The following is a 26,224-nucleotide window of genomic DNA, read 5'->3' on the forward strand; positions in this document are numbered from 1 at the left end:
TTCTCGTAACCTTAGAGCGCTTCCGCGCCCGAGATGATTTCAATGAGTTCCTTGGTGATCTGCGCCTGCCGCTGACGGTTGTAGTTGAGCGTCAGCTTGTTGATCATCTCACCGGCATTGCGCGTCGCATTGTCCATGGCACTCATCTTGGCGCCCATTTCGCCGGCGACATTCTCGAGCAGGGCCCGGAAGATCTGGACGGAAATGTTGCGCGGAATGAGATCGGTGAGGATGGCCGCAGCGTCCGGTTCGTATTCGTAGACCGCCGATGCGCTGTCTGCCTCGGCAGCAACCGGGCCGGCCGATGCCGGGATGAGTTGCTGGGCGGTCGGAACCTGCGAAATGACGGACTTGAACTCGGAATAGAACAAGGTGCAGACGTCGAACTCACCCTTTTCGAAGAGTTCGATGACCTTGTGGCCGATCCGGTCAGCATTCTCGAAGCCGATCTTCTTGACCTCGCGCAGGTCGACGCGGTCGATGATCAGCGACGCGAATTCACGCCGCAGGATATCGAAACCCTTCTTGCCGACGCAGATGATCTTGACCGTCTTGCCTTGGGCGAGCAGCTTGCGCACGTGATCGCGGGCGAAGCGGGCGATCTGCGAGTTGAAGCCGCCGCAGAGGCCGCGCTCGGCCGTGCAGACGACCAGCAGGTGCGTATTGTCCCTGCCGGTGCCCGTCATCAGCGCCGGTGCACTGTCGTCCGCGCCGACCGCCTGGGCGATGTTGGCGAGGACGGCGGCCATGCGCTGCGAATAGGGCCGGGCGGCCTCGGCCGCCTCCTGGGCACGCCGAAGCTTCGCCGCGGCGACCATCTTCATCGCCTTGGTGATCTTCTGCGTCGCCTTGACGGAGGCGATCCGATTCTTCAGATCCTTAAGTGAAGGCATCCGTTGTCCGTCCTAATTGAGTCCGCTCAGGCGAAAGACTTGGAGAAGCTGTCGATTGCAGTCTTCAGCTTGGCCTTGGTGTCGTCCGAGATCGCCTTTTCCGTACGGATGGTATCCAGAACGGCCTTGCCTTCCGAACGCAGGTAGGAAAGCAGACCCTGCTCGAACTTGCCGACCTGGTTGACCGGAAGCTTGTCGAGATAGCCGTTGACGCCGGCGAAGATCACCGCGACCTGCTCTTCCGTCTTCAGCGGCGAGAACTGCGGCTGCTTCAGGAGTTCGGTCAGGCGGGCACCGCGGTTGAGCAGGCGCTGCGTGGCGGCGTCGAGATCCGAGCCGAACTGCGCGAAGGCCGCCATTTCGCGGTACTGGGCGAGTTCGCCCTTGATCGAGCCTGCGACCTGCTTCATCGCCTTGATCTGGGCGGAGGAGCCGACGCGCGAAACCGACAGACCGACGTTAACGGCCGGGCGGATGCCCTGGTAGAACAGGTCGGTTTCCAGGAAGATCTGGCCGTCGGTGATCGAGATCACGTTGGTCGGAATGAACGCCGACACGTCGTTGCCCTGCGTTTCGATGACCGGCAGAGCCGTCAGCGAGCCGGCGCCATTGTCGTCGTTGAGCTTGGCGGCGCGTTCCAGCAGGCGCGAATGCAGGTAGAAGACGTCGCCCGGATAGGCTTCGCGGCCCGGCGGACGGCGCAGGAGCAGCGACATCTGGCGGTAGGCGACGGCCTGCTTGGAAAGGTCGTCATAGCCGATCAGCGCATGCTTGCCATTGTCGCGGAAGTATTCGCCCATCGCGCAACCGGCGAACGGAGCGAGGTACTGCATCGGCGCCGGGTCGGAGGCGGTCGCAGCAACGATGATCGAGTACTGCAGCGCGCCGCGCTCTTCGAGCACCTTCACGAACTGCGCAACCGTCGAGCGCTTCTGGCCGATGGCGACGTAGACGCAATAGAGCTTGTCACCTTCCGGACCATTGTCGTGAATGGCCTTCTGGTTGAGGATCGTATCGAGAATGATCGCGGTCTTGCCGGTCTGGCGGTCGCCGATGACCAGCTCGCGCTGGCCGCGGCCGACCGGAATGAGGGCGTCGATGGCCTTGAGGCCGGTCGACATCGGCTCATGCACCGACTTGCGCGGAATGATGCCCGGTGCCTTGATGTCAACGCGCGAGCGCTGCTTGGCGTTGATCGGGCCCTTGCCGTCGATCGGGTTGCCGAGCGCGTCGACGACGCGGCCGAGCAGTTCCGGACCGACCGGGACGTCCACGATGGCGCCGGTCCGCTTGACCGTGTCGCCTTCCTTGATGTCACGGTCGGAGCCGAAGATAACCACGCCGACATTGTCGGCTTCGAGGTTCAGCGCCATGCCGCGAATTCCGCCCGGGAATTCGACCATCTCGCCGGCCTGGACATTGTCGAGGCCGTAGACGCGGGCGATACCGTCACCGACGGAAAGCACCTGGCCGACTTCGGAAACTTCTGCTTCCTGGCCGAAATTTTTGATCTGATCTTTGAGAATTGCGGAAATTTCCGCGGCGCGGATATCCATCAGCCGACCTCTTTCAGTGCAAGCTTAAGGGTAGAGAGTTTGGTGCGAAGGGAGGTGTCAATCTGGCGGGACCCGACCTTGACGATCAGACCTCCAAGAATAGACGGGTCGACGGTGACGTTGACCGCCACGTCTTTGCCGGTGACGCCTTTCAGCGTCGCCTTCAATTCGGTTTCCTGCGCCGCTGTCAGCGCATGCGCCGACGTGACGTCGGCAGTGATTTCGCCGCGGTGGCGTGCGGCGATCAGGCGAAACGCCTTGATGCTGCCCGGCAGCGCGAAGAGGCGGCGATTGCGCGCCACGACCTTGAGGAAGTTGCCGACGAGCCCGGAGAAGCCGAACTTCTCGACGAGCGCCGAAATGGCCTTGAACTGGTCGTCGGCAGAAAAGACCGGGCTCACGACCAGTCGCTTCAGGTCTTCGCTGCCGTCGATCAGCGCCTGGACGCGATCGAGATCGGCACCGACCGCCTCGACCGAACCGGCCTCCAGGGCGAGTTCGAAAAGCGAGGACGCATATCTTTCTGCAACACCGGAAATAAGCTGGGATGTGTCGGCCACGGGCACAAGCTTCTCTCAAAATCATCCAAGAGCGTCAGCAGCGGCGAACCGTTGTCATAACATCTTGAATTTGCTGCAATAACTCGCAGGCTATCGAGGCCTTCCGACCCACTTCCCCCGCAATTCGCGGTTCGTCTAGCATAGGATGTTTGGACTCGCAACACGCCAACGGCAGGAATGCGGCATAACACCGCCCCGTTCGACGGAATTTTGCCGTAAATTGGCGGAGCCCGGATTTGCCCCTGTCCTGGGTTCGTCAGATGAACCCGAAAACATAGGCGAGCGGCAGGATCGCAAGCGCCGACTGGACGACAAGTGCTGCCCAGTTGAACAGCGTCGCGCCGTTGTCGCTCATCATCGACAAGATGCGCCCGAATGCCGCGAGCGCAAAGGCGGCGCCGACGGCGAGATAGACCATCGGCTGGGCAAGCAGGATGGCGCCGAGGCCGAGGCCCACATGCATGCCGCCCATCGTGGAGCGCGCCTCGGCCAGTCCGCCGCGACGCCCGTCGGCAATGCGAATACCGGCGACGCGGAAGATAAGGCGCGGCGCAAAGAGCATGACGAGACCGATCAGCATCGCTGCGCCTGCCGCGCAAAACGCCAGGAACTCCCCGGTTTCCGTCGGAATATAGAACTCCATGCCCATCCCCGCGGCAATTCATCACAGCTGCCGCCGAGAAGCGATTCTCGCCGACGCGCCATTGGTCTAGCGCATGTTCGCGACGATGGGAATCGGCTGCGCGGCACGTCCGGTTGCAATCACAGAAAACTCTGCGGATCGACGTCGAGCTGGACGCTGACCGAACCGCGCTCCTTCGGCCCGGAGGAAATCATCGCCTTCAGGAAAGATTGCATGTCGCTGTTGCGTCGTCCGTGGACGAGCAGGCGAAACCGATGCCGGCCGCGGATCAGCGCGAGCGGCGCCTCGGCCGGACCCAAAACCGAAATGCCGTCGACCCGTGGCGCGGCATTGCGCAGGCCGCGTGCATGCCCCTCGGCATCGCTTCGCGTGTCGGCCGAGACGATAATCGAGGCAAGCCGGCCGAAGGGCGGCAGCACCGCGCGTTCCCGCTCGTGGATCTCGCGTTCATAGAAGGCATCCGAATCGCCCGATACGATCGCCTGCATCACCGGATGCTGCGGCTGATAGGTCTGCAGCAGGCCGAGGCTCTTGAGACCGGTCCGCCCGGCGCGTCCCGTCACCTGCGACAGCAGTTGGAAGGTTCGCTCGGCGGCGCGCGGATCGCCATTGGCAAGGCCGAGATCGGCATCGACGATGCCGACCAGCGTCATCATCGGAAAATTGTGTCCCTTGGCGACGAGCTGCGTGCCGATGACGATGTCCGCCTCGCCGCGGGCGATCGCCTCGAGTTCCAGCCTCAGCCGCTTGACGCCCATCAGGTCGGAGGAGAGCACGATGGTGCGGGCTTCCGGAAAATGCCGCTCGACCTCCTCGGCGATGCGTTCGACCCCCGGTCCGCAGGCGACCAGGTGGTCCAGCGTGCCGCATTCCGGGCAGGCTTCCGGGGTGCGCTCCGAATAGCCGCAATGGTGGCACTGGATCTGGCCGCGAAAGCGGTGCTCGACGAGCCAGCTCGAGCAGTCCGGGCACTGGAAGCGGTGCCCGCAGACGCGGCAGAGCGTCAACGGCGCATAGCCGCGGCGGTTCAGGAACAGGAGCGCCTGCTGACCGCGGCCGATCGCCTTGCCGACCTGGTTCAAGAGCACCGGCGAGAGGAATCCGCCGCGCTCCGGCGGATGACGACGCATGTCGACGACGCCGAGATGCGGCAGCGCCGCATCGCCGAAGCGGGTCGGCAGGTGGATCGGCCGGTAGCGGCCGACCTCGCCGTTGACCCGGCTCTCGACGGAAGGCGTTGCGGAAACCAGCACGACCGGAAAGGCGCTGATCCGGCCGCGCACCACCGCCATGTCGCGCGCATTGTAGAACACCCGGTCCTCCTGCTTGTAGGCGGGGTCGTGCTCCTCGTCGACGATGATCAGGCCGAGCTCCTCGAAGGGCAGGAACAGCGCCGAGCGGGCGCCGGCAACGACACGCACCTGGCCGGTCGTCACCTGCCGCCACACTTTCTCACGCGTACGCGGGGCAAGATCGGAATGCCATTCCGCCGGCTTCGCACCAAAACGGTCCTGGAAACGCTCCAAGAAGCCTGCGGTGAGCGCGATCTCCGGCAGCAGGATCAAGACCTGCTTGCCGGCCCTGAGCGTTGCTGCGATCGCCTCGAAATAAACTTCGGTCTTGCCCGAGCCCGTGACGCCGTCGATCAGCGAGACGGAGAACTTTCCGTCCTCGACGGCGGCGAGCAGATCGGCGGCCGCCTCCTTCTGCACCCCCTCGAGGCGCGGCGCGGCGAAATCCGGATCGGGCACGGCGACCACCGGCGGCGGCGGCATGAACACCGTCTCGAACACGCCTTGCGCGGCAAGTCCGTCGATCACCCCGGAAGAGACGCCGGCCGCATGGGCAAGGCCGGAACGGGTCCAGGAAAAGCCGTCGCCCGCCGTCGCAAGGACCCGCTCGCGGGCGGCGGTCATCCGTTCCGGGCGTCGTTCGGTCAGCCGCAAGGCCTCGACCATCGGCTCGGGATCGAAGGCGGTCGGTGCGCGGAGCGCCATGCGGGCCACCAGGCCGGGGGGCGTAATGGTGTAGGACGCCACCCAGTCGAGAAAGGTGCGCATGTCGCGGGTGAGCGGCGGGCAGTCGAAGACCTTCTCGATCTCCTTCAGCTTCTTCGAATCGACCATGCCATCGTCGTCGCCGTCCCAGACGACGCCGACGACGAGCCGCGGCCCGAGCGGCACCTGCACGATCGAGCCCGGCTCGACCGCCATCCCCTCCGGCACCGCATAGGAATAGGGCCTCGGCGCCGGCATCGGCACCAGGACGGGCACCACGCGGCGGTCGAAGAGAGCGCCGAATAAATCGGTTGAATCAAGAGTCATTTTGCCGTGACCTTGCCACCGCTTTCAGTTAAAGAAAACTGCACAGCGAACCGCTGCCTTTGCAGGAGCAAGGGTTTGTCACGGTTCCACCCGAGTTTCAACGCGCGCGATTTCCGCCTTGGACTTTCCCTTGAGGGATATGCGCCCGAACGGCTGAGTGCCAGAGGAAGACTCCCATGAAATTTTTCGTCGATACTGCCGATGTGAAGGAAATCCGGGAACTGAACGATCTCGGCCTTCTCGACGGCGTCACCACCAACCCGTCGCTGATCCTGAAGTCGGGCCGCGACATCGTCGAAGTCACCAAGGAAATCTGCTCGATCGTCGAGGGCCCGGTTTCGGCCGAGGTGACGGCGACCGAATATAGCGAGATGATGAAGGAAGCGGCCGCGCTTTCGAGGATCGCCGACAACATCTGCATCAAGCTGCCGCTGACGCTTGACGGCCTGAAGGCCTGCAAGGCGCTGACCTCGGACGGCCACCATACCAACGTCACCCTCTGCTTCTCCGCCAACCAGGCGCTGCTTGCCGCCAAGGCCGGCGCGACCTTCGTCTCGCCCTTCATCGGCCGCCTCGACGACATCGCCTTCGACGGCATGGACCTGATCCGCGAGATCCGCCAGATCTTCGACAATTACGGCTACGAGACGGAAATCCTGGCCGCCTCGATCCGCACCGTCAACCACGTCAAGGAAGCAGCGCTGATCGGCGCCGACGTCGTCACCGCCCCGCCGGCCACGCTGAAGGCGCTCGTCAAGCACCCGCTGACCGACAAGGGCCTGGAAATGTTCCTCGCCGACTGGGCCAAGACCGGCCAGAAGATCGGCTGATCGATCTGAAATCACGTGAAGAATTGTGCGGGGCCTCGCAGTGATGCGGGGCCTTCATCATTTCAAGCAGCCTTTTGCGGATTGAGTTCTTTCAAATGGCGAGGCCAGGCGGTGAAAGCAGGCGTGATTGCCCCTCGCCCAAGTCCCCTCTCCCCGCAAGCGGACGCAAGCGGGGAGAAGGTGGCGGCAGCCAGATGAGGGGCAGATTCCGGCGCTATTCGTCCTTCTTCGGAGAAGCGCGGGGCGCCCCCCCAGATTCGCCTCAGTCCCGATGGCGCAGCGCATCGAAGGCGGCATCGCTATCGCGCGCAAGCGCGAAGACGGTATGGCGTTCGAGCGCCCGGGTCACTTCCGTCGGGTCGCCGTCGAGCGCCTCTGGAGGAATGAGGTTGCCGACTCGAAAATCGAAAAGGTCGCCCTTCTTGTTCAGAAGCTCGTGGAACACGGTCATGTCGCGCAGTTCCGTCGACCATTTGGCGAACCAATAGAACAGCCCGGAATTGCGCGCGCTCATATGCACCGGCAGGATCGGCAGATTGTATTTGCGGGCAAAGCTGACGGCGGAACTTTTCCAGGGGCGTTCGTTGAGACGCCCCTCGGCCCAGTAAGCGATGCGGCCGGACGGAAAGAGTACCGTCGCCTTCCCCTCTTCGATGGCCCGGTTGGTGACCTGCAACGTCTCGCGTGCCTTGAGCTTCGACTTGTATTCCTCGCGCCATTCCACGGGGATGACCATCTCGACGAAACGCGGGTTGACGCGGATGGCGTCGCGGTTGGCGAAGAACATCATGTCCGGCCGGCGGCTCTTCAGGAGATCGAAGACGGCAATGCCGTCGGCGATGCCGGTCGGGTGGTTGCTGACGAGGAGAAATCCGCCCTCAGCCGGAATCCGCTCGGCCTTGTCGACGCGGATGTCGAGCGCGAGCAGCGCGCTCAAGTGCTCGAAAGCCTGGAAGCCCGGCATGTTGGCGACCGCGTTGGCGAACTCGATCGCCTTGCGGTAGTTGAGCAGCGTGTGGAGAAAGGGCCGCATCACCGGCCAGAGCGGATGCCGGACGATCTTCTGGCCGCGCTCGGCAATCAGCGTGTCGACGATGTGACCGGGGCGGCCCTGCGAGACCAGCGCAATTGCCCCTGCAAAATGCGCCAGCGCGCTCGCCGAATCACGTCTCGCCATGGTCCCATCCGCGGTTGCTGACCGAACATCGCAATTCAATATGATCGAAGAATGACAAATTCCAAGAGGATGTTAGCAAAAACCTAAGGGCCCGGCGGCATGCTCGGCACTGGAAACCAGCCGAAGCGATCGCAGGACCGAAATGAACGAACTTCTCGTGATCGGCCATCCCGAAGTGATGGCGGAGCGTCACCGTTGGCTCGCAAGCCTTGCCGAAGAACGCCGCCTGTCCGAAAAGACGATCGAGGCCTACGAGCGGGACACGCGGCAATTCCTGACCTTCCTGACCGGGCATCTCGCCGGGCCGCCCCGGCTCGCCGATATCCGCACGCTGAGGCCCGCCGACCTGCGCGGCTTCCTCGCGCAGCGCCGCAAGGCCGGAGCGGGGGCGCGCACCCTTGGACGCGGGCTTGCCGGGCTGCGCTCGTTCCTGCGCTACCTGGAGAAACACGGGCTGGCCAATGCGGCCGGCGCCGGCGCCGTGCGCTCGCCGAAACAACCGAAATCGCTGCCGAAACCCTTGACCGACCGGGATGCCCTGGAGGTTGTGACGGCGGATGCACAGCTTGCCGAGGAGCCGTGGATCGCCGCCCGCAACGCTGCCGTGCTGACACTCCTCTACGGCTGCGGCCTGCGCATATCGGAAGCGCTCGACCTGACGCCGGATGACTTTTCAGGGGCGGCGTCGCTGCGCATCACCGGCAAGGGCGGCAAGACGCGGATCGTCCCGCTGATCGCCGCGGCGACGGGGGCGGTGGCAACCTACAGGAAACTCTGCCCCTACCACATCGGCCCCGGAGAGCCGATCTTCCGCGGCGCCCGTGGCGCCAAACTGCAGCCGGCGATCATCCAGCGCGAGATGCAGAAGCTGCGCTCCGCCCTAGGCCTGCCCGATTCCGCGACGCCGCATGCACTGCGCCACTCCTTCGCGACCCATCTGCTCGCCGGCGGCGGAGACCTGCGCACCATCCAGGAACTGCTCGGCCATGCCAGCCTCTCGACCACGCAGGTCTATACGGGCGTCGATTCGGCACGTCTCCTGGAAATCTACGATCGCGCCCATCCGCGTGCGTAAAATGTTTGCCCGCCGAAAACCGCTCACGCTTTTGCTGATCCCGTTCTACAGCGCCGTGCGTCTTTTCAGACGCACTAAGGACGCTGTAGCACTTTGAATGGCTGCATGTTTTTGTCCCTAAATCGTCTACGATTTAAGGAAACATGCAGTAGAATTCGCGCGCTCGCCCATTAACCACGCGCGTTAAGGAACCCGTGACCGAGGCGGCGTAGGGTTTGAGGTGCATTCTCCGGGGGACCACGCCCATGACGATCACAGAACCCGTTCGCACCGTTTCCGCCAAGGCGACCGACGGCCTGCTGTGGCTGATCGCATTTATTCATGTGCTGACGGTTGCGAGCCTCCTCGTCGTCCTGCTCTCTGTCTCGCAGGCCGAGGCCGCGGAAGATGCCGCGTGCGGTGGCAGCAATATCCTCGCCGGTCTCGAACAATCCGATCCGGTTCGCCTTGCCGCGATACGCCGTGAGGCCGATGCCGTACCGAACGGAAGGGGCCTGCTCTGGAAGATCGAAGGGCAAGGATTGGCGCCGTCCTTCCTGCTCGGCACCATGCACGTCACCGATCCGCGCGTGCTGGCAATGCCCGTCGGCGGCGCCGAAGCCTATGCCGGGGCGAGGACCGTCGTCGTCGAATCCGACGAGATCGTCGACGAGAAAAGGGCGAGCGCCGCCATCATGATGCGCCCCGACCTCACCATGTTCGCCGGCAGCAAGACGATCAACGATTTCCTCGAACCGAAGGACCGGGCGCTTCTCGAAAACGGCCTCAAGGCGCGCGGCATTCCACTGCCCCTGGTCGCCAAGATGAAGCCCTGGATGATCGCCAGCTTCGTCGCCCTGCCGGCCTGCGAATTCACCCGCAAGGCAGCCGGCGCATCCTTCCTCGACAAGAAGCTCGCCGAGGATGCCGTAAGCCAGGGCAAGACCCTGAAAGGGTTGGAAAGCCTGGTCGAGCAGCTATCCGCGATGGATTCGCTTCCCGTCGAGTGGCACCTGAAGGCGCTGATAGAAACGCTGGCGCTCGGCAAGACGATCGATGACGTGCTGGCGACGATGACCGACCTCTATCTTGCCGGCGACACCGGTATGATCATGCCGATGATGCGGTCGGTGGCCGAGAAAATCTCGCCCGGCGATCTCGGCTACGCCGATTTCGAGCAGCGGATCATCATCGACCGCAACAGGATCATGGCGGTACGGGCCGAACCCATCCTGAAAGAGGGCAATGTCTTCATGGCCGTCGGTGCGCTGCACTTGCCGGGCAAGGAAGGGCTTGTCGAACTGCTGCGCCAGCAAGGCTTCAGCCTGACCCCCGTCAAGTGACAGGCCGCGCCGGCTCGTTCAATTGCGCGAGCAATGCCGGGACGATCGCCTTGTGAAAGGGTGTCACGGCGGCGAGATAGAGATAGCCGAACAGGCTCCTACGCCGCACCAGGGTCGTGACGCCGATCACCTGGCTGTCGGCTGGCCCGTCGCGCACCTCCACGACGATACGGAAATCCAGATGGCGGTCGTCGAAGCCGAGAACCGCCTCACCCTCGCTCTCGCGCAGGATCGGAAAGGCGCCGATGAGGCTGGCGTCTCCGGCAGGGGCAGCGGCCTTGAGGCCGAGCGGCGCGACAAGGCGGTTGCGCAAGGCCAGGAGGCTGCCTATCCAGCGCGGCGCGCTGCCAAGCGCCCGCCGTGCCGCTTCATGCGCGGTAAGCCGTTCGCCAAGAAAGAGAAGTTCATAGCAGTCCGCCCAGTTGGCCCCAGGCAGGCAGGTGTTGGGCAGGCGGGCGGCAACGCTGCGAGGTTTCATGAACGCGTCCCTTCGGTTCGACGGGTCGGTCGGACGGCGATGGCCGTCGTGGAGCGCTCATGTTCGCGCTGGTCAGCGACGCAAGACAGGGGGCCGCTTGTCGCAGCCCCCGCGCCGTAGTGTCACATGTGGATCGGCTTGAAGAAGGTCGCGAGCGCCGCTTCCTTCACCGCTTCCGACATGGTCGGGTGTGCATGGCAGGTGCGGCCGAGGTCTTCCGACGATCCGCCGAACTCCATCAGCACGGTAATCTCGTGGATCATCTCGCCGGCACCGAAGCCGATGATGTGGCCGCCGAGCACCCGGTCGGTCTCCTTGTCGGCGAGGATCTTCACGAAACCGTCGGTCTGCAGCATGGCGCGGGCGCGGCCATTGGCGGTGAAGGGGAACTTGCCGACCTTGTAGGCGACGCCGGCGGCCTTCAGTTCCTCCTCGGTCTTGCCGACGGAGGCGACCTCCGGCTGGGTGTAGACGACGCCCGGAATGACGTCGTAGTTCACGTGGCCCGCCTGTCCGGCGATGATCTCTGCGACGGCGACGCCTTCGTCCTCCGCCTTGTGGGCGAGCATCGGCCCGCGCACCACGTCGCCGATCGCGTAGACACCGGCGATGCTCGTCTGGAAATGGTGGTCGATCTCGACCCGGCCGCGCGAGTCGAGGACGACGCCGGCCTTCGCAAGGCCCATATTGTCCGTGCAGGGCTTGCGGCCCGTCGCGACCAGCACCACCTCCGCCTCGAGGGTGCTCGCATCGCCGCCCTTGACCGGTTCGAAGGTCACTTTTGCGCCACCGGCGGACTTCACGACGCCGGTCACCTTAGCGCCGAGCTTGAAGTCGATGCCCTGCTTCGCCAGCATCCGCTGGAGTTGCTTGGCGACTTCGCCGTCCATGCCGCCGAGGATCGTGTCGAGGAACTCGACGACAGTCACCTTGGCGCCGAGGCGCGCCCAGACCGAGCCGAGCTCGAGGCCGATGACGCCGCCGCCGACGACGACCATGCTGGCCGGGACCTTCTCCAGCTCGAGAGCGCCGGTGGACGAGATGATGACCTTTTCGTCGAATTCGACCTCGACGCCGGGAATGCCTGCAACGTCCGAGCCGGTGGCGATGACGATGTTCTTGGCTTCGAGGACCTGCTCCTCGCCCTTGTCGTTGGTGACGGAGACCTTGCCCTGGCCGAGCACCTTGCCGATGCCCTGGAAGCCGTCGATCTTGTTCTTCTTGAAGAGGAAGGCGACGCCGTCGACATTCGCCTTAACGGTGGCGTCCTTGTGGGCGAGCATCTTCTGAAGGTTGAGCTTCGGGCTTGCGACCTCGACGCCGAGCGCATCGAGCCCGTGCGCGGCGTGGTGGAACATCTCGGAAGCATGCAGCAGCGCCTTGGAGGGAATGCAGCCGACATTGAGGCAGGTGCCGCCATAGGTGCTGCGCTTTTCGATCACGGCGACCTTCATGCCCAGCTGCGCCGCCTTGATGGCGCAGACATAGCCGCCGGGACCGCTGCCGATAACGATGAGATCATAAGCCATTTGATATTCCTTCTGGGAGGGTAGTCATCTTGAAAGGGCGGTCATCGCCCGCCGCTGACGTTGAGAATGGCTCCCGTCACATAAGTCGCCTTATCCGACAGGAGATAGAGAATGGCGTCGGCCACTTCGCCGGCCGTGCCGGGACGCTGCATCGGGATCGACGGCGCCATGTCGCGGGCGCGATCCGGCAGGCCGCCGGACGCATGAATATCCGTATCGATGATGCCCGGGCGGACCGCATTCACACGGATGCCTTCGGCGGCAACCTCACGCGCGAGTCCGACGGTGAAGCTGTCGATCGCGCCTTTGGCAGCCGCGTAGTCGACATATTGACCCGGCGCGCCCAGCACGGCCGCGACGGAGGAAAGGTTGACGATCGAACCGCCCTGCCCGCCGTAACGGGTCGACATCCGGAGTACGGCTTCCGCCGCGCAGCGGATGGCGCCGGTCACGTTGACGCGAAACATCCGCTCCAGCCGCTCGGACGAAATCGCATCGACGCGCTGCGGCGGGCCGACGATGCCGGCATTATTGACCAGCCCGTCGAGCCGCCCGAAGGCGGCATCGACCGCCGCAAAGATCGCCTTTACCCCCTCGTCGGAGCCGACATCGCCTTGAATGGCGACCGCCGAGCCGCCGGACTCGGTGATTTGATGGACGACGTCCTCGGCGGCTTGCCGCTGCGAGGCATAGTTGACCGCCACCCGCCACCCCTTCGACGCCGCGGCGAGACATACGGCGGCGCCGATACCGCGGCTGCCGCCGGTGACGAGAAGGACCGGGCCGCCACTCATGCGGCGCATCCCTTGAAGTGGAAGACGTCGGAACTGTCGGCCGTCGCCTTGCCCTTGCCCCAGGCGCTCGACTGGCGCAGCGACGGGCCGAAATCCGGCAGCACTATCTGCCGGGCGGCCGGTGCATCCTCAGCCTGAAGCAATCCGATCGTGCCGGCGTCGTCGACGGCGTAGATCGGGCCCTGCCAGACGGTGCAGGCCGCCAGGTCGGCGCCCGTCACGTCGCCCGTCGGGCAATTGTTCATGACGATACCGTTCGGGCGTTCCGGCTCGCCCGAGGGCAAGACGACGCCGTCAAGCGACAGCCCGGTGCCGACAATGCCGATCTTGAAATGATTGCTGGTCACCGCCGCTTCCGAACCGACCGGCTCGAAACGCAGCTCATAACCGCCGGCCGGGTCGGCATAGATCGCCCGGGCCTGCTTGCATTCCTCGGCAAGCACCGGGAGTGCGGCCAGCGCCAGCGCGGCGGAAGCGAGGATGGCTGGCCGGCCGAGCATCTCAGGCAGCCTTCTCGGTCGCGAGCTTCAGGCCGAGGCCAATGAACACCATGCCGCTTGCCCGGTCGATCCACTTGCTCGCCCGTGTGAAGGCGGCCCGCATCCGCGGCGTCGTCATGAACAGGCTGACGCCGACGAACCAGGTAATGAGAGCGCTCGCCATGACAAGGCCGTAGCCGAACTTCACGACCATAGGCGTGTGCGCGCCGACGACCGTCGAGAAGATCGACAGAAAGAAGAACACCGCCTTCGGGTTGAGCGCATTGGCGGCAAAGCCGAGGCCGAATGCCTTCAGTGCCGACTGGCCGCTGCGCGCCCCGGCATCCGAGCCCGGCTCGACGGCAATCTCCGTCTGTCCGGCCCTCAGCGCCTTGAGGCCGATATAGATCAGGTAAGCGACGCCGCACCATTTGACGATGTTGAAGAGATAGATCGACTGCGAAATGATCAGTCCCAGGCCGAGAACGGTGTAGCTGACATGGAACATCAGCGACGCGCCGATGCCGAAGGAGGTGATGATCGCCGCGCGCCGGCCATGCACCAGCGACTGCCGCATCACCATGGCGAGGTCGGCCCCCGGCGAGACGATGGCGAAGGAAAAGATCGCCATCAGCGATGCAAGTTCGATCAGGTAAGCGCTCATGGTTGCCACCGGTGCGTTGAAGATCAAGACGGAGCCGAAAGACCTGAATGCCCGCATAGCGTGCTTTGCAGCACCCTAGCTTCCGGCTCCATCGCTGTCGAGCGGGCCGTGTCGGCGGCTCAGCGCGGCGAGAAAGAAACGGGGGCTCACGCCCCCGTCCTGTCCTAGAGGTCGAGCACCAGACGTTCCGGGTCTTCGAGGCTTTCCTTGACGCGCACCAGGAAGGTCACGGCTTCCTTGCCGTCGACGATGCGGTGATCGTAGGAGAGCGCCAGATACATCATCGGACGGATGACGACCTGGCCGCCGATCGCGACCGGACGGTCCTGGATCTTGTGCATGCCGAGGATGCCCGACTGCGGCGCATTGAGGATCGGCGAGGACATCAGCGAACCGTAGACGCCGCCATTGGAGATGGTGAAGGTGCCACCCTGCATGTCGGCCATCGACAGCGCGCCGTCGCGCGCCGCCTTGCCGAGACGGCCGATGTCCTTCTCGATCTCGGCGATCGACATCTGGTCGGCGTCCCGCACGATCGGAACGACAAGACCCTTGTCGGTGCCGACGGCGACGCCGATATGGCAGTAGTTCTTGTAGATGATGTCGGAGCCGTCGATCTCGGCGTTGACAGCCGGCAACTCCTTCAGCGCGTGCGTGACGGCCTTGGTGAAGAAGCCCATGAAGCCGAGCTTCACGCCGTGCTTCTTCTCGAAGATGTCCTTGTACTTGTTGCGCAGGCTCATGACGGCGCTCATGTCCACCTCGTTGTAGGTGGTGAGCATCGCCGCGGTGTTCTGGGCGTCCTTGAGGCGCCGGGCAATCGTCTGGCGCAGGCGGGTCATCTTGACGCGCTCTTCGCGGACAGCGTCCTCGGCCGTCGCCGGGGCGCGCGCCTGGACCTTGGCCGGTTCGGCGGCTGCAGGCGCCGAGATCCCCTTGGCGACGGCGGCGAGCACGTCACCCTTCAGCACCTGGCCGCGCTTGCCCGAGCCGTCGACCTGGTCGGCCGAGAGGTTGTTTTCGGCAAGCAGCTTGGCGGCGGCCGGGGCCGGCGGCATCGAGGACTGAGCCTGGGGCGTGCCAACGGCGGCCGGCTGGGCAGCCGGAGCGGCAGCAGCGGGCTCGGGCTTCTTCTCGGCCGCAGCCGGAGCGGCTGCGGCGGCACCGGCGCCTTCGGCGATCTGGCCGAGCAGCGCGCCGAGGCCGACGGTCTCGCCCGCCTGCGCGACGATTTCGCTGAGCGTACCGGCGGCCGGCGCCGGCACTTCGATCGTCACCTTGTCGGTCTCGAGCTCGAGAAGCGGCTCGTCGGCCTTGATCGCATCGCCGACCTTCTTGAACCAGGTCCCGACGGTCGCTTCGCTGACGGACTCGCCGAGGGTAGGAACGCGGATTTCAGTTGCCATGATTTAAGTTCCGTTGATCAGATAGCTGTTTCTGTCGATTGGCAGGCGGCGAGGGGCTCGATCAGCCCCCCAGCGCGTCCTCGAGGAAGGCGTTGAGCTGCGCCATGTGCTTGGACATCAGCCCCGTTGCCGGCGAAGCGGCGGCCGGACGGCCGGTGTAGCGCACCCGCTGATACTTGGCGTCGATATGGGCGAGGACCCATTCGAGATAGGGGTCGATGAACGACCATGCGCCCATGTTCTTCGGCTCTTCCTGGCACCAGACCATCTCCGCATGGCGGAAGCGGCTGAGCTCGTTGATGAGCGCCTTGGCCGGGAACGGATAGAGCTGCTCGACGCGCAGCAGATAGATGTCGTCGATGCCGCGCTTCTCGCGCTCTTCGAGAAGGTCGTAATAGACCTTGCCCGTGCACAGCACGACGCGACGGATCTTCGAATCCTTCTGCAGCTTGATCGGGCCGTCCTTGATGACTTCCGCATCGTCCCACAACAGGCGGTGGAAGGAGCTCTCGCCGGCCATCTCGGAAAGGCTGGAGATCGCCCGCTTGTGGCGCAGCAGCGACTTCGGCGTCATCAGGATCAGCGGCTTGCGGAAGTCGCGCTTCACCTGGCGGCGCAGGATGTGGAAGTAGTTCGCCGGCGTCGTGACGTTGGCGACCTGCATGTTGTCTTCCGCGCAAAGCTGCAAGAAGCGCTCGAGGCGGGCCGAGGAATGCTCCGGTCCCTGGCCCTCATAGCCGTGCGGCAGCAGGCAGACGAGGCCCGACATGCGCAGCCACTTGCGTTCGCCCGACGAGATGAACTGGTCGAAGACCACCTGGGCGCCGTTGGCAAAGTCGCCGAACTGGGCTTCCCAGAGCGTCAGCGCATTCGGGCGAGCCAGCGAGTAGCCGTATTCGAAGCCGAGCACCGCCTCTTCCGAGAGCATCGAATTGATGACCTCGTAGCGCGCCTGGGTCGGCGACAGATTGGCGAGCGGGATGTAGCGCTCCTCGCTCTGCTGGTCGTAGAGGACCGAGTGGCGCTGCGAGAACGTGCCGCGCTCGCAATCCTGGCCCGACAGGCGGATCTTCGTGCCCTCGGTGACGAGGGTCCCGAAGGCGAGCGCTTCCGCCATCGCCCAGTCGATCCCCTCGCCGGTCTGGATCATGTTGGCGCGGTTTTCCATGAAGCGCTGGATGGTGCGATGCGCGCTGAAACCGCTCGGGATTTCAGAGAGCTTGCGGCCGATTTCCTTGAGCTGCTTCATCGGCACGGAAGTCCGGCCACGGCGCTGCTCGTCCTGATTGTCGGCGGTGCGCAGGCCCGACCATACACCGTCGAGCCAGTCAGCCTTGTTCGGCTTGTAGGACTGGCCGGCCTCGAATTCCTGCTCGAGATGGGCGCGCCAGTCGGCTTTCATCTTCTCCACATCGCCCTCGTTCATCAGACCTTCTGCGACGAGGCGTTGCGAATAGACCTGCACGACGGTCTTGTGGGCGCGGATGGCCTTGTACATCTTCGGCTGCGTGAACGCCGGTTCGTCGCCCTCGTTGTGACCGAAGCGGCGGTAGCAGAACATGTCTACGACGACCGGCTTGTGGAACTTCATCCGGAACTCGGTCGCGACCTTGGCCGCATAGACGACGGCTTCCGGGTCATCGCCGTTCACGTGGAAGATCGGCGCTTCGATCATCTTCGCCACGTCCGAAGGATAGGGCGAGGACCGGGAGAAGGCCGGGTTCGTGGTAAAGCCGATCTGGTTGTTGATGATGAAATGCACGGTACCGGCAACGCGGTGGCCACGCAGACCGGAGAGACCGAGGATTTCCGAGATGACGCCCTGGCCGGCGAAGGCCGCGTCGCCGTGCAGCAGAAGCGGCATGACCTTGACGCGTTCGCGCAGCGGAATGATGTCGCCCTCGAACACGGTCGCCATCTGGTCCTGCTTGGCCCGCGCCTTGCCCATGACGACCGGGTTGACGATCTCGAGATGCGAGGGGTTCGCCGTCAGCGACAGGTGCACCTTGTTGCCGTCGAATTCGCGGTCGGAGGAGGCGCCGAGGTGGTACTTGACGTCGCCCGAGCCTTCCACGTCGTCCGGCGCATAGGAGCCGCCCTTGAACTCGTGGAAGATGGCGCGGTGCGGCTTGGCCATGACCTGGGAGAGCACGTTGAGACGGCCGCGATGGGCCATGCCGAGAACGATCTCCTTGAGGCCGAGCTGGCCGCCGCGCTTGATGAGCTGCTCGAGCGCCGGAATGAGCGACTCGCCGCCGTCGAGGCCAAAGCGCTTGGTGCCCTTGTACTTGACGTCGATGAACTGCTCGAAGCCTTCCGCCTCGATCAGCTTCTGCAGGATTGCCCGCTTGCCCTCGGGGGTGAATTCGACGCCCTTGTCCGGTCCCTCGATCCGCTCCTGGATCCAGGCCTTCTCCTCCGGATTGGACATGTGCATGAATTCGACGCCCATCGTCGAGCAATAGGTCCGCTCGAGGATCTCGACCATCTCGCGCACGGTGCCGTATTGGAGCCCGAGCACGTTGTCGAGGAAGATCCTGCGGTCGTAATCCTTCTCTTCGAAGCCGTAGGTCTTCGGGGAAAGCTCGTCATAGTCCTCGACCGGATCGGCAAGGCCGAGCGGGTCGAGCTTGGCATGCAGGTGGCCGCGCATGCGATAGGCGCGGATCATCATGATGGCGCGGACGGAATCGCGCGTCGACTGATGAACCTCGGCCTCGCTGACCGGAACGCCGGTCGCGGCGGCCGCTTCCTCGGCCTTCGCCTTGACCTTCTTCTCGACGATCTTTTCGACCGTGCCCCAGTCTCCATCGAGCGCGGAGACGAGTTCGCCATTGGCGGCGATCGGCCAGTTCTTCTTCTTCCAGGAGGCCCCCTTGGCCGCCTTCACCACATCTTCGGGCCTGTCGGCAAGCGCCTTGAAGAAGGACTGCCATTCGGCCGAAACGGACGACGCATCCGCTTCATAGCGCGCATAGAGCTGCTCGATATAGGCGGCGTTGGCGCCGTCCAGAAACGAAGTGAGCTGGAATTGCTCGTTGGCCTCTTGCCTTGTCATGGTCTCTCGCGGACTCGGGTCCGCCTCCTGACTTTACGTTGGATGCCGGGTATCCCGGTCGTTCATGTTCGTTCGGCGCGCCGGCGCCTGCTGTTCCTACGGCACCGCGCAGCGAAAGGACGCGCCGGGGTCGCCGTGGCACCAAGTTGCCGCGCGTCCTGATCTTCAATCAGGAAACTCGCGGCAGGCAGGTTGTCCGGGCCGGATCGGCCGGCCCGGACAAATGGTTTGAGATCAGCCCTTGAGGACTTCGACCAGCGTCTTGCCGAGACGAGCCGGCGACGGCGACACGCGGATGCCTGCCTGCTCCATCGCAGCGATCTTGGATTCCGCATCGCCCTTGCCGCCGGAAACGACGGCGCCGGCGTGACCCATGGTGCGGCCCTTCGGCGCCGTACGGCCCGCGATGAAGCCGGCCATCGGCTTCTTGCGGCCCTTCTTGGCCTCGTCGATGAGGAACTGCGCCGCATCCTCTTCGGCCGAGCCGCCGATTTCGCCGATCATGATGATCGAGGTCGTGGCCTCGTCCGCCAGGAACATCTCCAGCACGTCGATGAACTCGGTGCCCTTGACCGGGTCGCCGCCGATGCCGACGGCCGTCGTCTGGCCGAGGCCTTCGTTGGAGGTCTGGAACACGGCTTCATAGGTTAGCGTGCCGGAGCGCGAGACGATGCCGACCGAACCCTTGCGGAAGATCGAGCCCGGCATGATGCCGATCTTGCATTCTTCCGGCGTCAGGATACCGGGGCAGTTCGGGCCGAGCAGGCGCGACTTGGAACGGTCGAGACGAGCCTTGACGCGCACCATGTCGGCAACCGGGATGCCTTCGGTAATGCAGGTGATGAACGGGATTTCCGCATCGATCGCCTCGATGATCGCGTCCGCGGCGCCTGCCGGCGGAACGTAGATCACCGATGCGTCCGCGCCGGTCTTTTCACGGCCTTCGGCGACCGACGCGAAGATCGGCAGGGTTTCGCCCTTGGAGCCTGTCCAGCTTTCGCCGCCCTTCTTCGGGTGAATGCCGCCGACCATCTGCGTGCCATAATAGGCAAGCGCCTGTTCGGTATGGAAGGTGCCGGTCTTGCCGGTCAGGCCCTGAACGAGGACCTTGGTGTTTTTGTTGACGAGAATCGACATGAGGTCTGGTCCTTCGGTTAGCCGTTGATCGCGGCGACGATCTTCTTGGCAGCATCGTCCAGATCGTCGGCGGCGGTGATCGCCAGGCCGGATTCGTTCAGGATCTTCTTGCCAAGCTCGACATTCGTGCCTTCGAGACGAACGACCAGCGGAACCTTGAGGCCAACTTCCTGCACGGCCGCGACGACACCTTCAGCGATGACATCGCACTTCATGATGCCGCCGAAGATGTTGACGAGGATACCCTCGACCTTCGGGTCGGCCGTGATGATCTTGAAGGCCGCCGCGACCTTCTCCTTGCCGGCGCCGCCGCCGACGTCGCAGAAGTTCGCCGGCTCCTTGCCGTAAAGCTTGATGATGTCCATCGTCGCCATGGCAAGACCGGCGCCGTTGACCATGCAGCCGATGTTGCCGTCGAGCGCCACATAGGCGAGGTCCCACTTGGAGGCCTCGATTTCCTTGGCGTCTTCTTCGGTTTCGTCGCGCAGTGCCTTGATGTCGTCGTGGCGGAACAGGGCGTTGCCGTCGAAGGACACCTTGGCATCGAGAACGCGCATGCGGCCGTTCTTCATGACGATCAGCGGGTTGATCTCGAGCAGGCTCATGTCCTTCTCGACAAAGGCCTTGTAGAGGATCGGGAAGAGCTTTTCGGCGTCGGCCTTGGCTTCGCCTTCGAGCTTCAGGGCCGAGGTGAGCTTGGCGAGATCGGCGGCGGTGACGCCGGCTTCCGGGTTGATCGCGACGTTGACGATCTTTTCCGGCGTGTCGTGCGCAACAGCCTCGATGTCCATGCCGCCTTCCGTCGAAACGACGAAGGCGATCTGGCCGACCGAGCGGTCGACGAGCAGCGAAAGATAGAGTTCGCGATCGATGTCGGCGCCGTCCTCGATGTAGAGGCGGTTCACCTGCTTGCCGGCAGGGCCGGTCTGCGCGGTGACGAGCGTGTTGCCGAGCATTTCCTTGGCATGAGCCTGGGCTTCATCGATCGAGAAGGCAAGACGAACGCCGCCCTTGGCGTCGGCCGAGAGCTCCTTGAACTTGCCCTTGCCGCGGCCGCCGGCATGGATCTGGCTCTTGACGACGTAGAGCGGGCCCGGGAGCTTCCTGGCAGCCGCTTTGGCTTCGTCGGCGGAGAAGATCGCGACGCCTTCCGCGACCGGTGCGCCATAGCTCTTCAGGAGAGCCTTGGCCTGATATTCATGAATGTTCATGGTGTTTTTCCTGTCTGGAGCATTCTGCAGACAGGTGAAACACCTGCCGTCGCACAAATGCGGCAAAAACAAAGAGGTCGAGCGGATGCCAGCATCCGCTCAACGGGACGCGATTACTGCTTCAGGCTCGGCGCAATGCCGATGCAGGCTTCGCAAAGGCCGGCGACGGCCCCGACCGACTTGTCGAAGGCTTCCTTCTCGCCCTTGTTGAGGTCGATCTCGATGATCCGCTCGACACCGCCGGCGCCGATGACCGTCGGCACGCCGACATACATGTCCTTGACGCCGTACTGCCCGGAGAGGTGCGCCGCGCAGGGAAGCACGCGCTTCTTGTCCTTGAGGTAGGCTTCGGCCATCTCGATCGCCGAAGCGGCCGGCGCGTAATAGGCCGAGCCGGTCTTCAGGAGGCCGACGATCTCGGCGCCGCCGTCACGGGTGCGCTGGATGATTTCTTCGAGTCGCTCCTTGGTGACCCAGCCCATCTGGACGAGATCGGTCAGCGGAATGCCGGCGACGGTCGAGTAGCGGGCGAGCGGCACCATCGTATCGCCGTGGCCACCGAGAACGAAGGCGGTGATGTCCTGGACCGAAACGTTGAATTCCTGGGCGAGAAAGAGGCGGAAGCGCGACGAGTCGAGCACGCCGGCCATGCCGACGACCTTGTTCTTCGGCAGGCCGGAAAATTTCTGCAGCGCCCACACCATGGCGTCAAGCGGGTTGGTGATGCAGATGACGAAGGCGTTCGGAGCATATTTCTTGATGCCGGCGCCGACCTGTTCCATGACCTTCAGGTTGATGCCGAGCAGATCGTCGCGGCTCATGCCGGGCTTGCGCGGAACGCCGGCGGTGACGATGCAGACGTCGGCACCTTCGATCGCCGCATAGTCGCTGGCGCCCGTCAGCGTTGCGTCGAAACCTTCGACCGGCGAGGACTGGGCGATGTCGAGGCCCTTACCCTGGGGAATGCCGTCGGCAATATCGAACAGGACGATGTCGCCCAGTTCCTTGAGGCCGGCGAGATGCGCCAGCGTGCCACCAATCATCCCTGAACCAATAAGTGCGATCTTGTTGCGCGCCATGAAAGTGCTTCCTTTGTGATCCATGATCGAGGCCTGAAACGCGGCAAACGCCAAACCTTCGCGCAAAAGCCCTTAAACGGCAAATGGTAAAATATCAATCCATACTTTTCGACAGAGCAAATTCAATCGGTTAGATCATAAAATTCTTACGTAAAGGTAAGAATTGTCGTCATTGTCACGTCACGGAATGACCGTATTTTCAATATGTTGAGCGGCATATTCTTCGCTTTGCATCTCGATGAGACGTGAAACCGTCCGGTCGAATTCGAAGCCTTCGGTGCCCTTCTTGGCGACCAGGAGCCGCTCGGGCTCGGCGGCGGCCGAAGCGAACAGACGGGCGCCCTGGTCATAGAGCGCATCGACCAGGATGATGAAGCGCTTCGTCTCGTTGCGCATATGCGGGCCGAGATGCGGAACGCGGTCGAGGAAGATCGTCCTGTATTGCGACAGGATTGCCAGGTAGTCGGCCGCACCGAGCGGCTGGGCGCAGAGATCGGCGAAGGAAAAGCGGGCGCACTGGCCGACGGCGCAAGGCACATGGATTTTCCGGCCCTTCCGGCCGATCTCCGCAAAGCTTGCAGGCGCGCCGTTGGTCGCGACATACCAGGCGCGATCCATCGCCGCTTCGGTTTCCGGTCCGAGCGGCGACAGCCAGACGGGATTTCCCTCGGTCTTGCGCAGGCGATAGTCGGTGTCGGTGTCGAGCGAGATGATCCCGGTATGGGCTTTCAGGAGTTCGATGAAAGGCAGGAAGAGCCCGCGGTTGAGGCCGTCGCGATAAAGTTCGGAGGGCTCCACGTTCGAGGTCGCCACAAGCACGCAGCCCTTGGCGAAGAGCTCGCCGAAGAGACGCCCGAGGATCATCGCATCGGCGATGTCGGTCACCGAAAATTCGTCGAAACACAGAAGCCGCGCCTCGGCGAAGAGCTCCGACGCAACCGGCGGGATCGGGTCGGCCTGTTTGGTCTCGCCGTTCTTGAGCTTCTGGCGGTGCTTGTAGATGCGCTCGTGCACATCCGCCATGAATTCATGGAAATGGGCGCGCCGCTTGCGCTGGATGGGCACCGCGTCGAAGAACATGTCCATCAGCATGGTCTTGCCGCGGCCGACGCCGCCATGGATGTAGAGGCCCTTGACCGGCGCCTGCTCCTTCTTGCGGGCAGCAAACAGCCAACCGAGCGCGTTGGCCTTGCGCGACGGCCGGCTGGCGATCAGTTCCGCCGTCAGATGGTCAAGGCGTCTTGCGATGGCGCATTGCGCCGGGTCACGCTGCCGCTCGCCAGCCGCGACGAGCGCCTCGAGCTTGTGGAGAATACTGTCGTCAGGATTGAGCACGATGCACCCTGGATGTGCCAGGGGCTGTTTCGGGATGTGAGACTTAAGGCTGCAGGCGGAAGCCCCACCCCGACGACAGGCCGTCTCCCCGCATGCTTCCTTGGATCCTGGCCGATCCAGGGAAACATGCAGCAACTTAAAGAGCTACAACGTCAGCGGCTGAGGCTGACCGGCTGGCCGCCATTGGTCGAGCCGTCGAAACGCGCATCGGCGGTCTTGTAGAGGCGGGCGATCGGATTGCCGCTGCGGTCCTTGAGCACGACCTGCTTGCCGGCGACCTCCCACGATCCCATCGCCGTCAGTTCGCCGGCGCAGCCGCGCGTGCCGCCGCGCGAGCCGCTGCCGAGATTGGTCAGCGTCAGGAACATGTCGCAGGAACTGCCGGCGCTCGAAACGCGCCAGTTGCCGACCATCGATTCCTTCGTCACGTCGAGCGCACTGCTGGCGGCGGCCACGTCCGTGCCGCCGGGCGCGCCGGCTGCCGGCGTCCCCGTCGGAGCGCTCGGGAATTGCGAAGTGCTCGTCGTCGGATCCGGAAGCTGGCCCGAGGAGACCGATGGCACCGGCTGCGCTTGCAGGGGGGCTGGCGCGGCAGAAACATCCTGAGAACCGAAGCCGCCAAAGGATGTCCGCTGGCATCCGGTCAGCGCAAGCACAATAACAAGCCCCGCCGCCGCATGAAAAACCCGCATGTTTATACCCCCGATATTGTCCGCGAACCATGATGCAATGCGATAATAAAGGCCGAATTACAGCAAATCCACCTGTGAGATCAAGGCACCGCATTTCGGTCTTGGCTGTTGCACGATGGAAACGCTTGCGATGAGGCCCGGAAAAAGCGGTCCCGACGGTTCGCCTGAGAGCGAAGAGCGAAGACTCAGTGGTTGACCCCGGCATAGGCGCGCTCGCCCCAGAGTGCCTCGACGGCCCGGTTTCGGCCGCAACCATTGCGGTAGTACCAGTAGCGGAGCGGATTTCGCGCCGCAAAATCCTGGTGATAGTCTTCGGCCGGCCAGAACGTCGCGGGCCCTTCGACGGGCGTCGCGATCGGCCTGCCGAGTTCGGCCTCGGCCTTGATCTTCTCGGCCTTGGCCTGCATTGCCTGCGGCTCGGTCAGCGCGTAGATCGCCGTCGTATAGGAGAAGCCGCGGTCGCAGAACTGGCCGCCGCCGTCGGTCGGGTCCGTCGTGCGGAACAGCACGCCGACCAGTTCCGCATAGGAGATCTTGTCGGGATCGAACTTGATCCGCACCACCTCGCGGTGCCCCGCCTTCGCATAGTCCTTATAGGTGGGATTTTTCGTCTTGCCGCCGGCGTAGCCGGAAATCGTTTCGAGGACGCCGGACACGTCATCGAAGTCGCTCTCGACGCACCAGAAACAGCCGCCGGCGAAGATCGCATACTGCGGCTCGGCCGCCCGCGCCGGCGACAGGAAAAGGCAGCTCACGGCGATTCCGACAGCCAGGCGAAGCATCGGCGACCCTCCACCCTTTATTACCTATACGCGTCGCTATGGCTTTCAATTCACTTACCGACACGTCGATGTGAGGGCCGTGATAATGCAGACGGCGGGCACCCGGCCCGCCGTCGGATTGCCATGGATTGTCGCCGCAGCCGGGCCGCTAGAGCCTTTCCTGGTTAAATTGAACCATTCTGTTGGCTCAAGCGGAGTGGAATGTTTGCTCGGCTGGCGCGCGGCGTAGCCAAAGCATACGGCCAAGCCAGCCGAGCAAACAGGCCGCCCGCTTCAGCCAACCCGAATGGCCGGGCATCTTTCCGCCAGGATCAGAGGCGATCGCCTCGGCCGTACCTTCGGGTACGACCCTCGACAATCCTCTGCCCTGACGAAAACCTGCTCCGGCAGAATGCTTCAATTTAACCAGGAAAGGCTCTAGAACCGGCGCTCGACCAGCATCTTCTTGATCTCGCCGATCGCCTTGGCGGGGTTCAAGCCCTTCGGACAGGCCTGGGCGCAGTTCATGATCGTGTGGCAGCGGTAAAGCCGGAACGGATCCTCGAGGTTGTCGAGGCGCTCGCCGGTCGCCTCGTCTCGGGAGTCGATCAGCCAGCGATAGGCCTGCAGGAGAACGGCCGGACCGAGATAGCGGTCGCCGTTCCACCAGTAGCTCGGACAGGAGGTCGAGCAGCAGGCGCAGAGGATGCACTCGTAGAGCCCGTCGAGCTTCTGGCGGTCTTCGTGGCTCTGCCGCCATTCCTTGGCCGGCGTCGGCGACACCGTCTTCAGCCACGGCTCGATCGACCGGTGCTGGGCGTAGAAATTGGTGAGATCCGGCACCAGGTCCTTGACAACAGGCATGTGCGGCAGCGGATAGACCTTCACCGAGCCCTTGATCTCGTCCATGCCCTTCGTGCAGGCGAGCGTGTTGGTGCCGTCGATGTTCATCGCGCAGGAGCCGCAGATGCCCTCGCGGCAGGAGCGGCGCAGCGTCAGCGTCGGATCGATATTGTTCTTGATGTAGAGCAGCCCGTCGAGGACCATCGGCCCGCAATCGTCGATGTCGATGTAATAGGTATCGACCCGCGGGTTCTTGCCGTCGTCCGGATTCCAGCGGTAGACGCGGTATTCGCGAAGGTTCGTCGCGCCGACCGGCTTCGGCCAGACCTTGCCTTCATTGACCTGCGAGTTCTTGGGAAGAGCGAGTTCAACCATGTG

At 63.8% G+C, this 26,224-nt stretch carries 23 protein-coding genes; 3 read left to right on the top strand and 20 right to left on the bottom strand.

Annotated features, from left to right (window positions below; all coding sequences use genetic code 11):
- Nucleotides 1–11: 11 nt before the first annotated feature.
- The 5 genes from NGR_RS26695 to NGR_RS26715 all read right to left on the bottom strand — a co-directional run bounded on the left by NGR_RS26695 (nt 12) and on the right by NGR_RS26715 (nt 5,976).
- A complete protein-coding gene (locus NGR_RS26695; RefSeq protein ID WP_012709599.1) occupies nt 12–893 on the bottom strand; it encodes a F0F1 ATP synthase subunit gamma in 882 nt (293 codons plus the stop codon).
- Between the two features lie 26 nt (nt 894–919).
- Nucleotides 920–2,449, bottom strand: coding sequence for a F0F1 ATP synthase subunit alpha (atpA, locus tag NGR_RS26700; RefSeq protein ID WP_012709600.1), 1,530 nt, complete (start codon nt 2,447–2,449; stop codon nt 920–922).
- Nucleotides 2,449–3,015 (bottom strand): F0F1 ATP synthase subunit delta, encoded by a 567-nt coding sequence (locus NGR_RS26705; RefSeq protein WP_012709601.1) that lies wholly within the window; start codon nt 3,013–3,015, stop codon nt 2,449–2,451. Before NGR_RS26705 ends, atpA begins: the two co-directional genes overlap by 1 nt.
- 250 nt (nt 3,016–3,265) lie before the next feature.
- Nucleotides 3,266–3,652, bottom strand: a complete 387-nt coding sequence (locus NGR_RS26710; RefSeq protein WP_012709602.1) for a hypothetical protein — start codon at nt 3,650–3,652, stop codon at nt 3,266–3,268.
- A gap of 119 nt (nt 3,653–3,771) precedes the next feature.
- The gene (locus tag NGR_RS26715) at nt 3,772–5,976 is read right to left on the bottom strand and encodes a primosomal protein N' (RefSeq protein WP_012709603.1); all 2,205 of its coding nucleotides are present in this window, start codon (nt 5,974–5,976) and stop codon (nt 3,772–3,774) included.
- Between the two features lie 176 nt (nt 5,977–6,152).
- Between NGR_RS26715 and fsa the strand changes: the two genes are divergently transcribed.
- Nucleotides 6,153–6,806, top strand: a complete 654-nt coding sequence (gene fsa, locus NGR_RS26720) for a fructose-6-phosphate aldolase (RefSeq protein WP_012709604.1) — start codon at nt 6,153–6,155, stop codon at nt 6,804–6,806.
- Between the two features lie 262 nt (nt 6,807–7,068).
- Here the strand turns inward: fsa and NGR_RS26725 are convergent, their stop codons facing one another.
- A complete protein-coding gene (locus NGR_RS26725) occupies nt 7,069–7,983 on the bottom strand; it encodes a GNAT family N-acetyltransferase (protein ID WP_012709605.1) in 915 nt (304 codons plus the stop codon).
- Between the two features lie 142 nt (nt 7,984–8,125).
- Here NGR_RS26725 and NGR_RS26730 point away from each other — a divergent pair, with 142 nt between their 5' ends.
- Together NGR_RS26730 and NGR_RS26735 are read left to right on the top strand one after the other, a co-directional pair.
- Nucleotides 8,126–9,058, top strand: a complete 933-nt coding sequence (locus tag NGR_RS26730; protein WP_012709606.1) for a tyrosine recombinase XerC — start codon at nt 8,126–8,128, stop codon at nt 9,056–9,058.
- Nucleotides 9,059–9,303: 245 nt separating this feature from the next.
- Entirely contained in the window at nt 9,304–10,380 is a 1,077-nt protein-coding gene (locus NGR_RS26735) for a TraB/GumN family protein (RefSeq protein ID WP_012709607.1), read from the top strand.
- Here the strand turns inward: NGR_RS26735 and NGR_RS26740 are convergent.
- From NGR_RS26740 to NGR_RS26805, 14 genes are all read right to left on the bottom strand, one after another.
- Entirely contained in the window at nt 10,373–10,858 is a 486-nt protein-coding gene (locus NGR_RS26740) for a DUF2867 domain-containing protein (protein ID WP_012709608.1), read from the bottom strand. The genes NGR_RS26735 and NGR_RS26740 overlap by 8 nt on opposite strands.
- 122 nt (nt 10,859–10,980) lie before the next feature.
- Nucleotides 10,981–12,387 (bottom strand): dihydrolipoyl dehydrogenase, encoded by a 1,407-nt coding sequence (gene lpdA, locus NGR_RS26745; protein ID WP_012709609.1) that lies wholly within the window; start codon nt 12,385–12,387, stop codon nt 10,981–10,983.
- A 41-nt stretch (nt 12,388–12,428) separates the two neighbouring features.
- A complete protein-coding gene (locus NGR_RS26750) occupies nt 12,429–13,181 on the bottom strand; it encodes an SDR family oxidoreductase (RefSeq protein ID WP_012709610.1) in 753 nt (250 codons plus the stop codon).
- Entirely contained in the window at nt 13,178–13,681 is a 504-nt protein-coding gene (locus tag NGR_RS26755) for a hypothetical protein (RefSeq protein WP_012709611.1), read from the bottom strand. Before NGR_RS26755 ends, NGR_RS26750 begins: the two co-directional genes overlap by 4 nt.
- 1 nt (nt 13,682) lies before the next feature.
- On the bottom strand, nt 13,683–14,324 hold the full coding sequence (locus NGR_RS26760; protein WP_012709612.1) for a LysE family transporter: 642 nt from the start codon (nt 14,322–14,324) through the stop codon (nt 13,683–13,685).
- 164 nt (nt 14,325–14,488) lie between these two features.
- On the bottom strand, nt 14,489–15,730 hold the full coding sequence (gene odhB, locus NGR_RS26765) for a 2-oxoglutarate dehydrogenase complex dihydrolipoyllysine-residue succinyltransferase (RefSeq protein ID WP_012709613.1): 1,242 nt from the start codon (nt 15,728–15,730) through the stop codon (nt 14,489–14,491).
- Nucleotides 15,731–15,791: 61 nt separating this feature from the next.
- Nucleotides 15,792–18,788 carry a 2-oxoglutarate dehydrogenase E1 component gene (locus tag NGR_RS26770; protein ID WP_012709614.1) on the bottom strand — a complete coding sequence of 999 codons (2,997 nt, stop codon included), beginning with the start codon at nt 18,786–18,788 and terminating at the stop codon, nt 15,792–15,794.
- Nucleotides 18,789–19,022: 234 nt separating this feature from the next.
- On the bottom strand, nt 19,023–19,925 hold the full coding sequence (gene sucD / locus NGR_RS26775; RefSeq protein ID WP_012709615.1) for a succinate--CoA ligase subunit alpha: 903 nt from the start codon (nt 19,923–19,925) through the stop codon (nt 19,023–19,025).
- 17 nt (nt 19,926–19,942) lie between these two features.
- Nucleotides 19,943–21,136 carry an ADP-forming succinate--CoA ligase subunit beta gene (gene sucC, locus NGR_RS26780; protein WP_012709616.1) on the bottom strand — a complete coding sequence of 398 codons (1,194 nt, stop codon included), beginning with the start codon at nt 21,134–21,136 and terminating at the stop codon, nt 19,943–19,945.
- 113 nt (nt 21,137–21,249) lie between these two features.
- Complete coding sequence (mdh, locus tag NGR_RS26785; RefSeq protein WP_012709617.1) at nt 21,250–22,215, bottom strand: malate dehydrogenase; 966 nt, start codon at nt 22,213–22,215, stop codon at nt 21,250–21,252.
- 180 nt (nt 22,216–22,395) lie between these two features.
- Complete coding sequence (gene zapE, locus NGR_RS26790; protein WP_012709618.1) at nt 22,396–23,550, bottom strand: cell division protein ZapE; 1,155 nt, start codon at nt 23,548–23,550, stop codon at nt 22,396–22,398.
- A 152-nt stretch (nt 23,551–23,702) separates the two neighbouring features.
- Nucleotides 23,703–24,242, bottom strand: a complete 540-nt coding sequence (locus tag NGR_RS26795) for a protease inhibitor Inh/omp19 family protein (protein WP_012709619.1) — start codon at nt 24,240–24,242, stop codon at nt 23,703–23,705.
- 185 nt (nt 24,243–24,427) lie between these two features.
- Nucleotides 24,428–25,024, bottom strand: a complete 597-nt coding sequence (msrA, locus tag NGR_RS26800) for a peptide-methionine (S)-S-oxide reductase MsrA (protein WP_012709620.1) — start codon at nt 25,022–25,024, stop codon at nt 24,428–24,430.
- 417 nt (nt 25,025–25,441) lie between these two features.
- A complete protein-coding gene (locus NGR_RS26805) occupies nt 25,442–26,221 on the bottom strand; it encodes a succinate dehydrogenase iron-sulfur subunit (protein ID WP_012709621.1) in 780 nt (259 codons plus the stop codon).
- Between the last annotated feature and the right edge of the window lie 3 nt (nt 26,222–26,224).

The sequence above is a fragment of the Sinorhizobium fredii NGR234 genome (assembly GCF_000018545.1).
In the GTDB taxonomy this organism is placed as follows: Bacteria; Pseudomonadota; Alphaproteobacteria; order Rhizobiales; family Rhizobiaceae; genus Sinorhizobium; species Sinorhizobium fredii_A.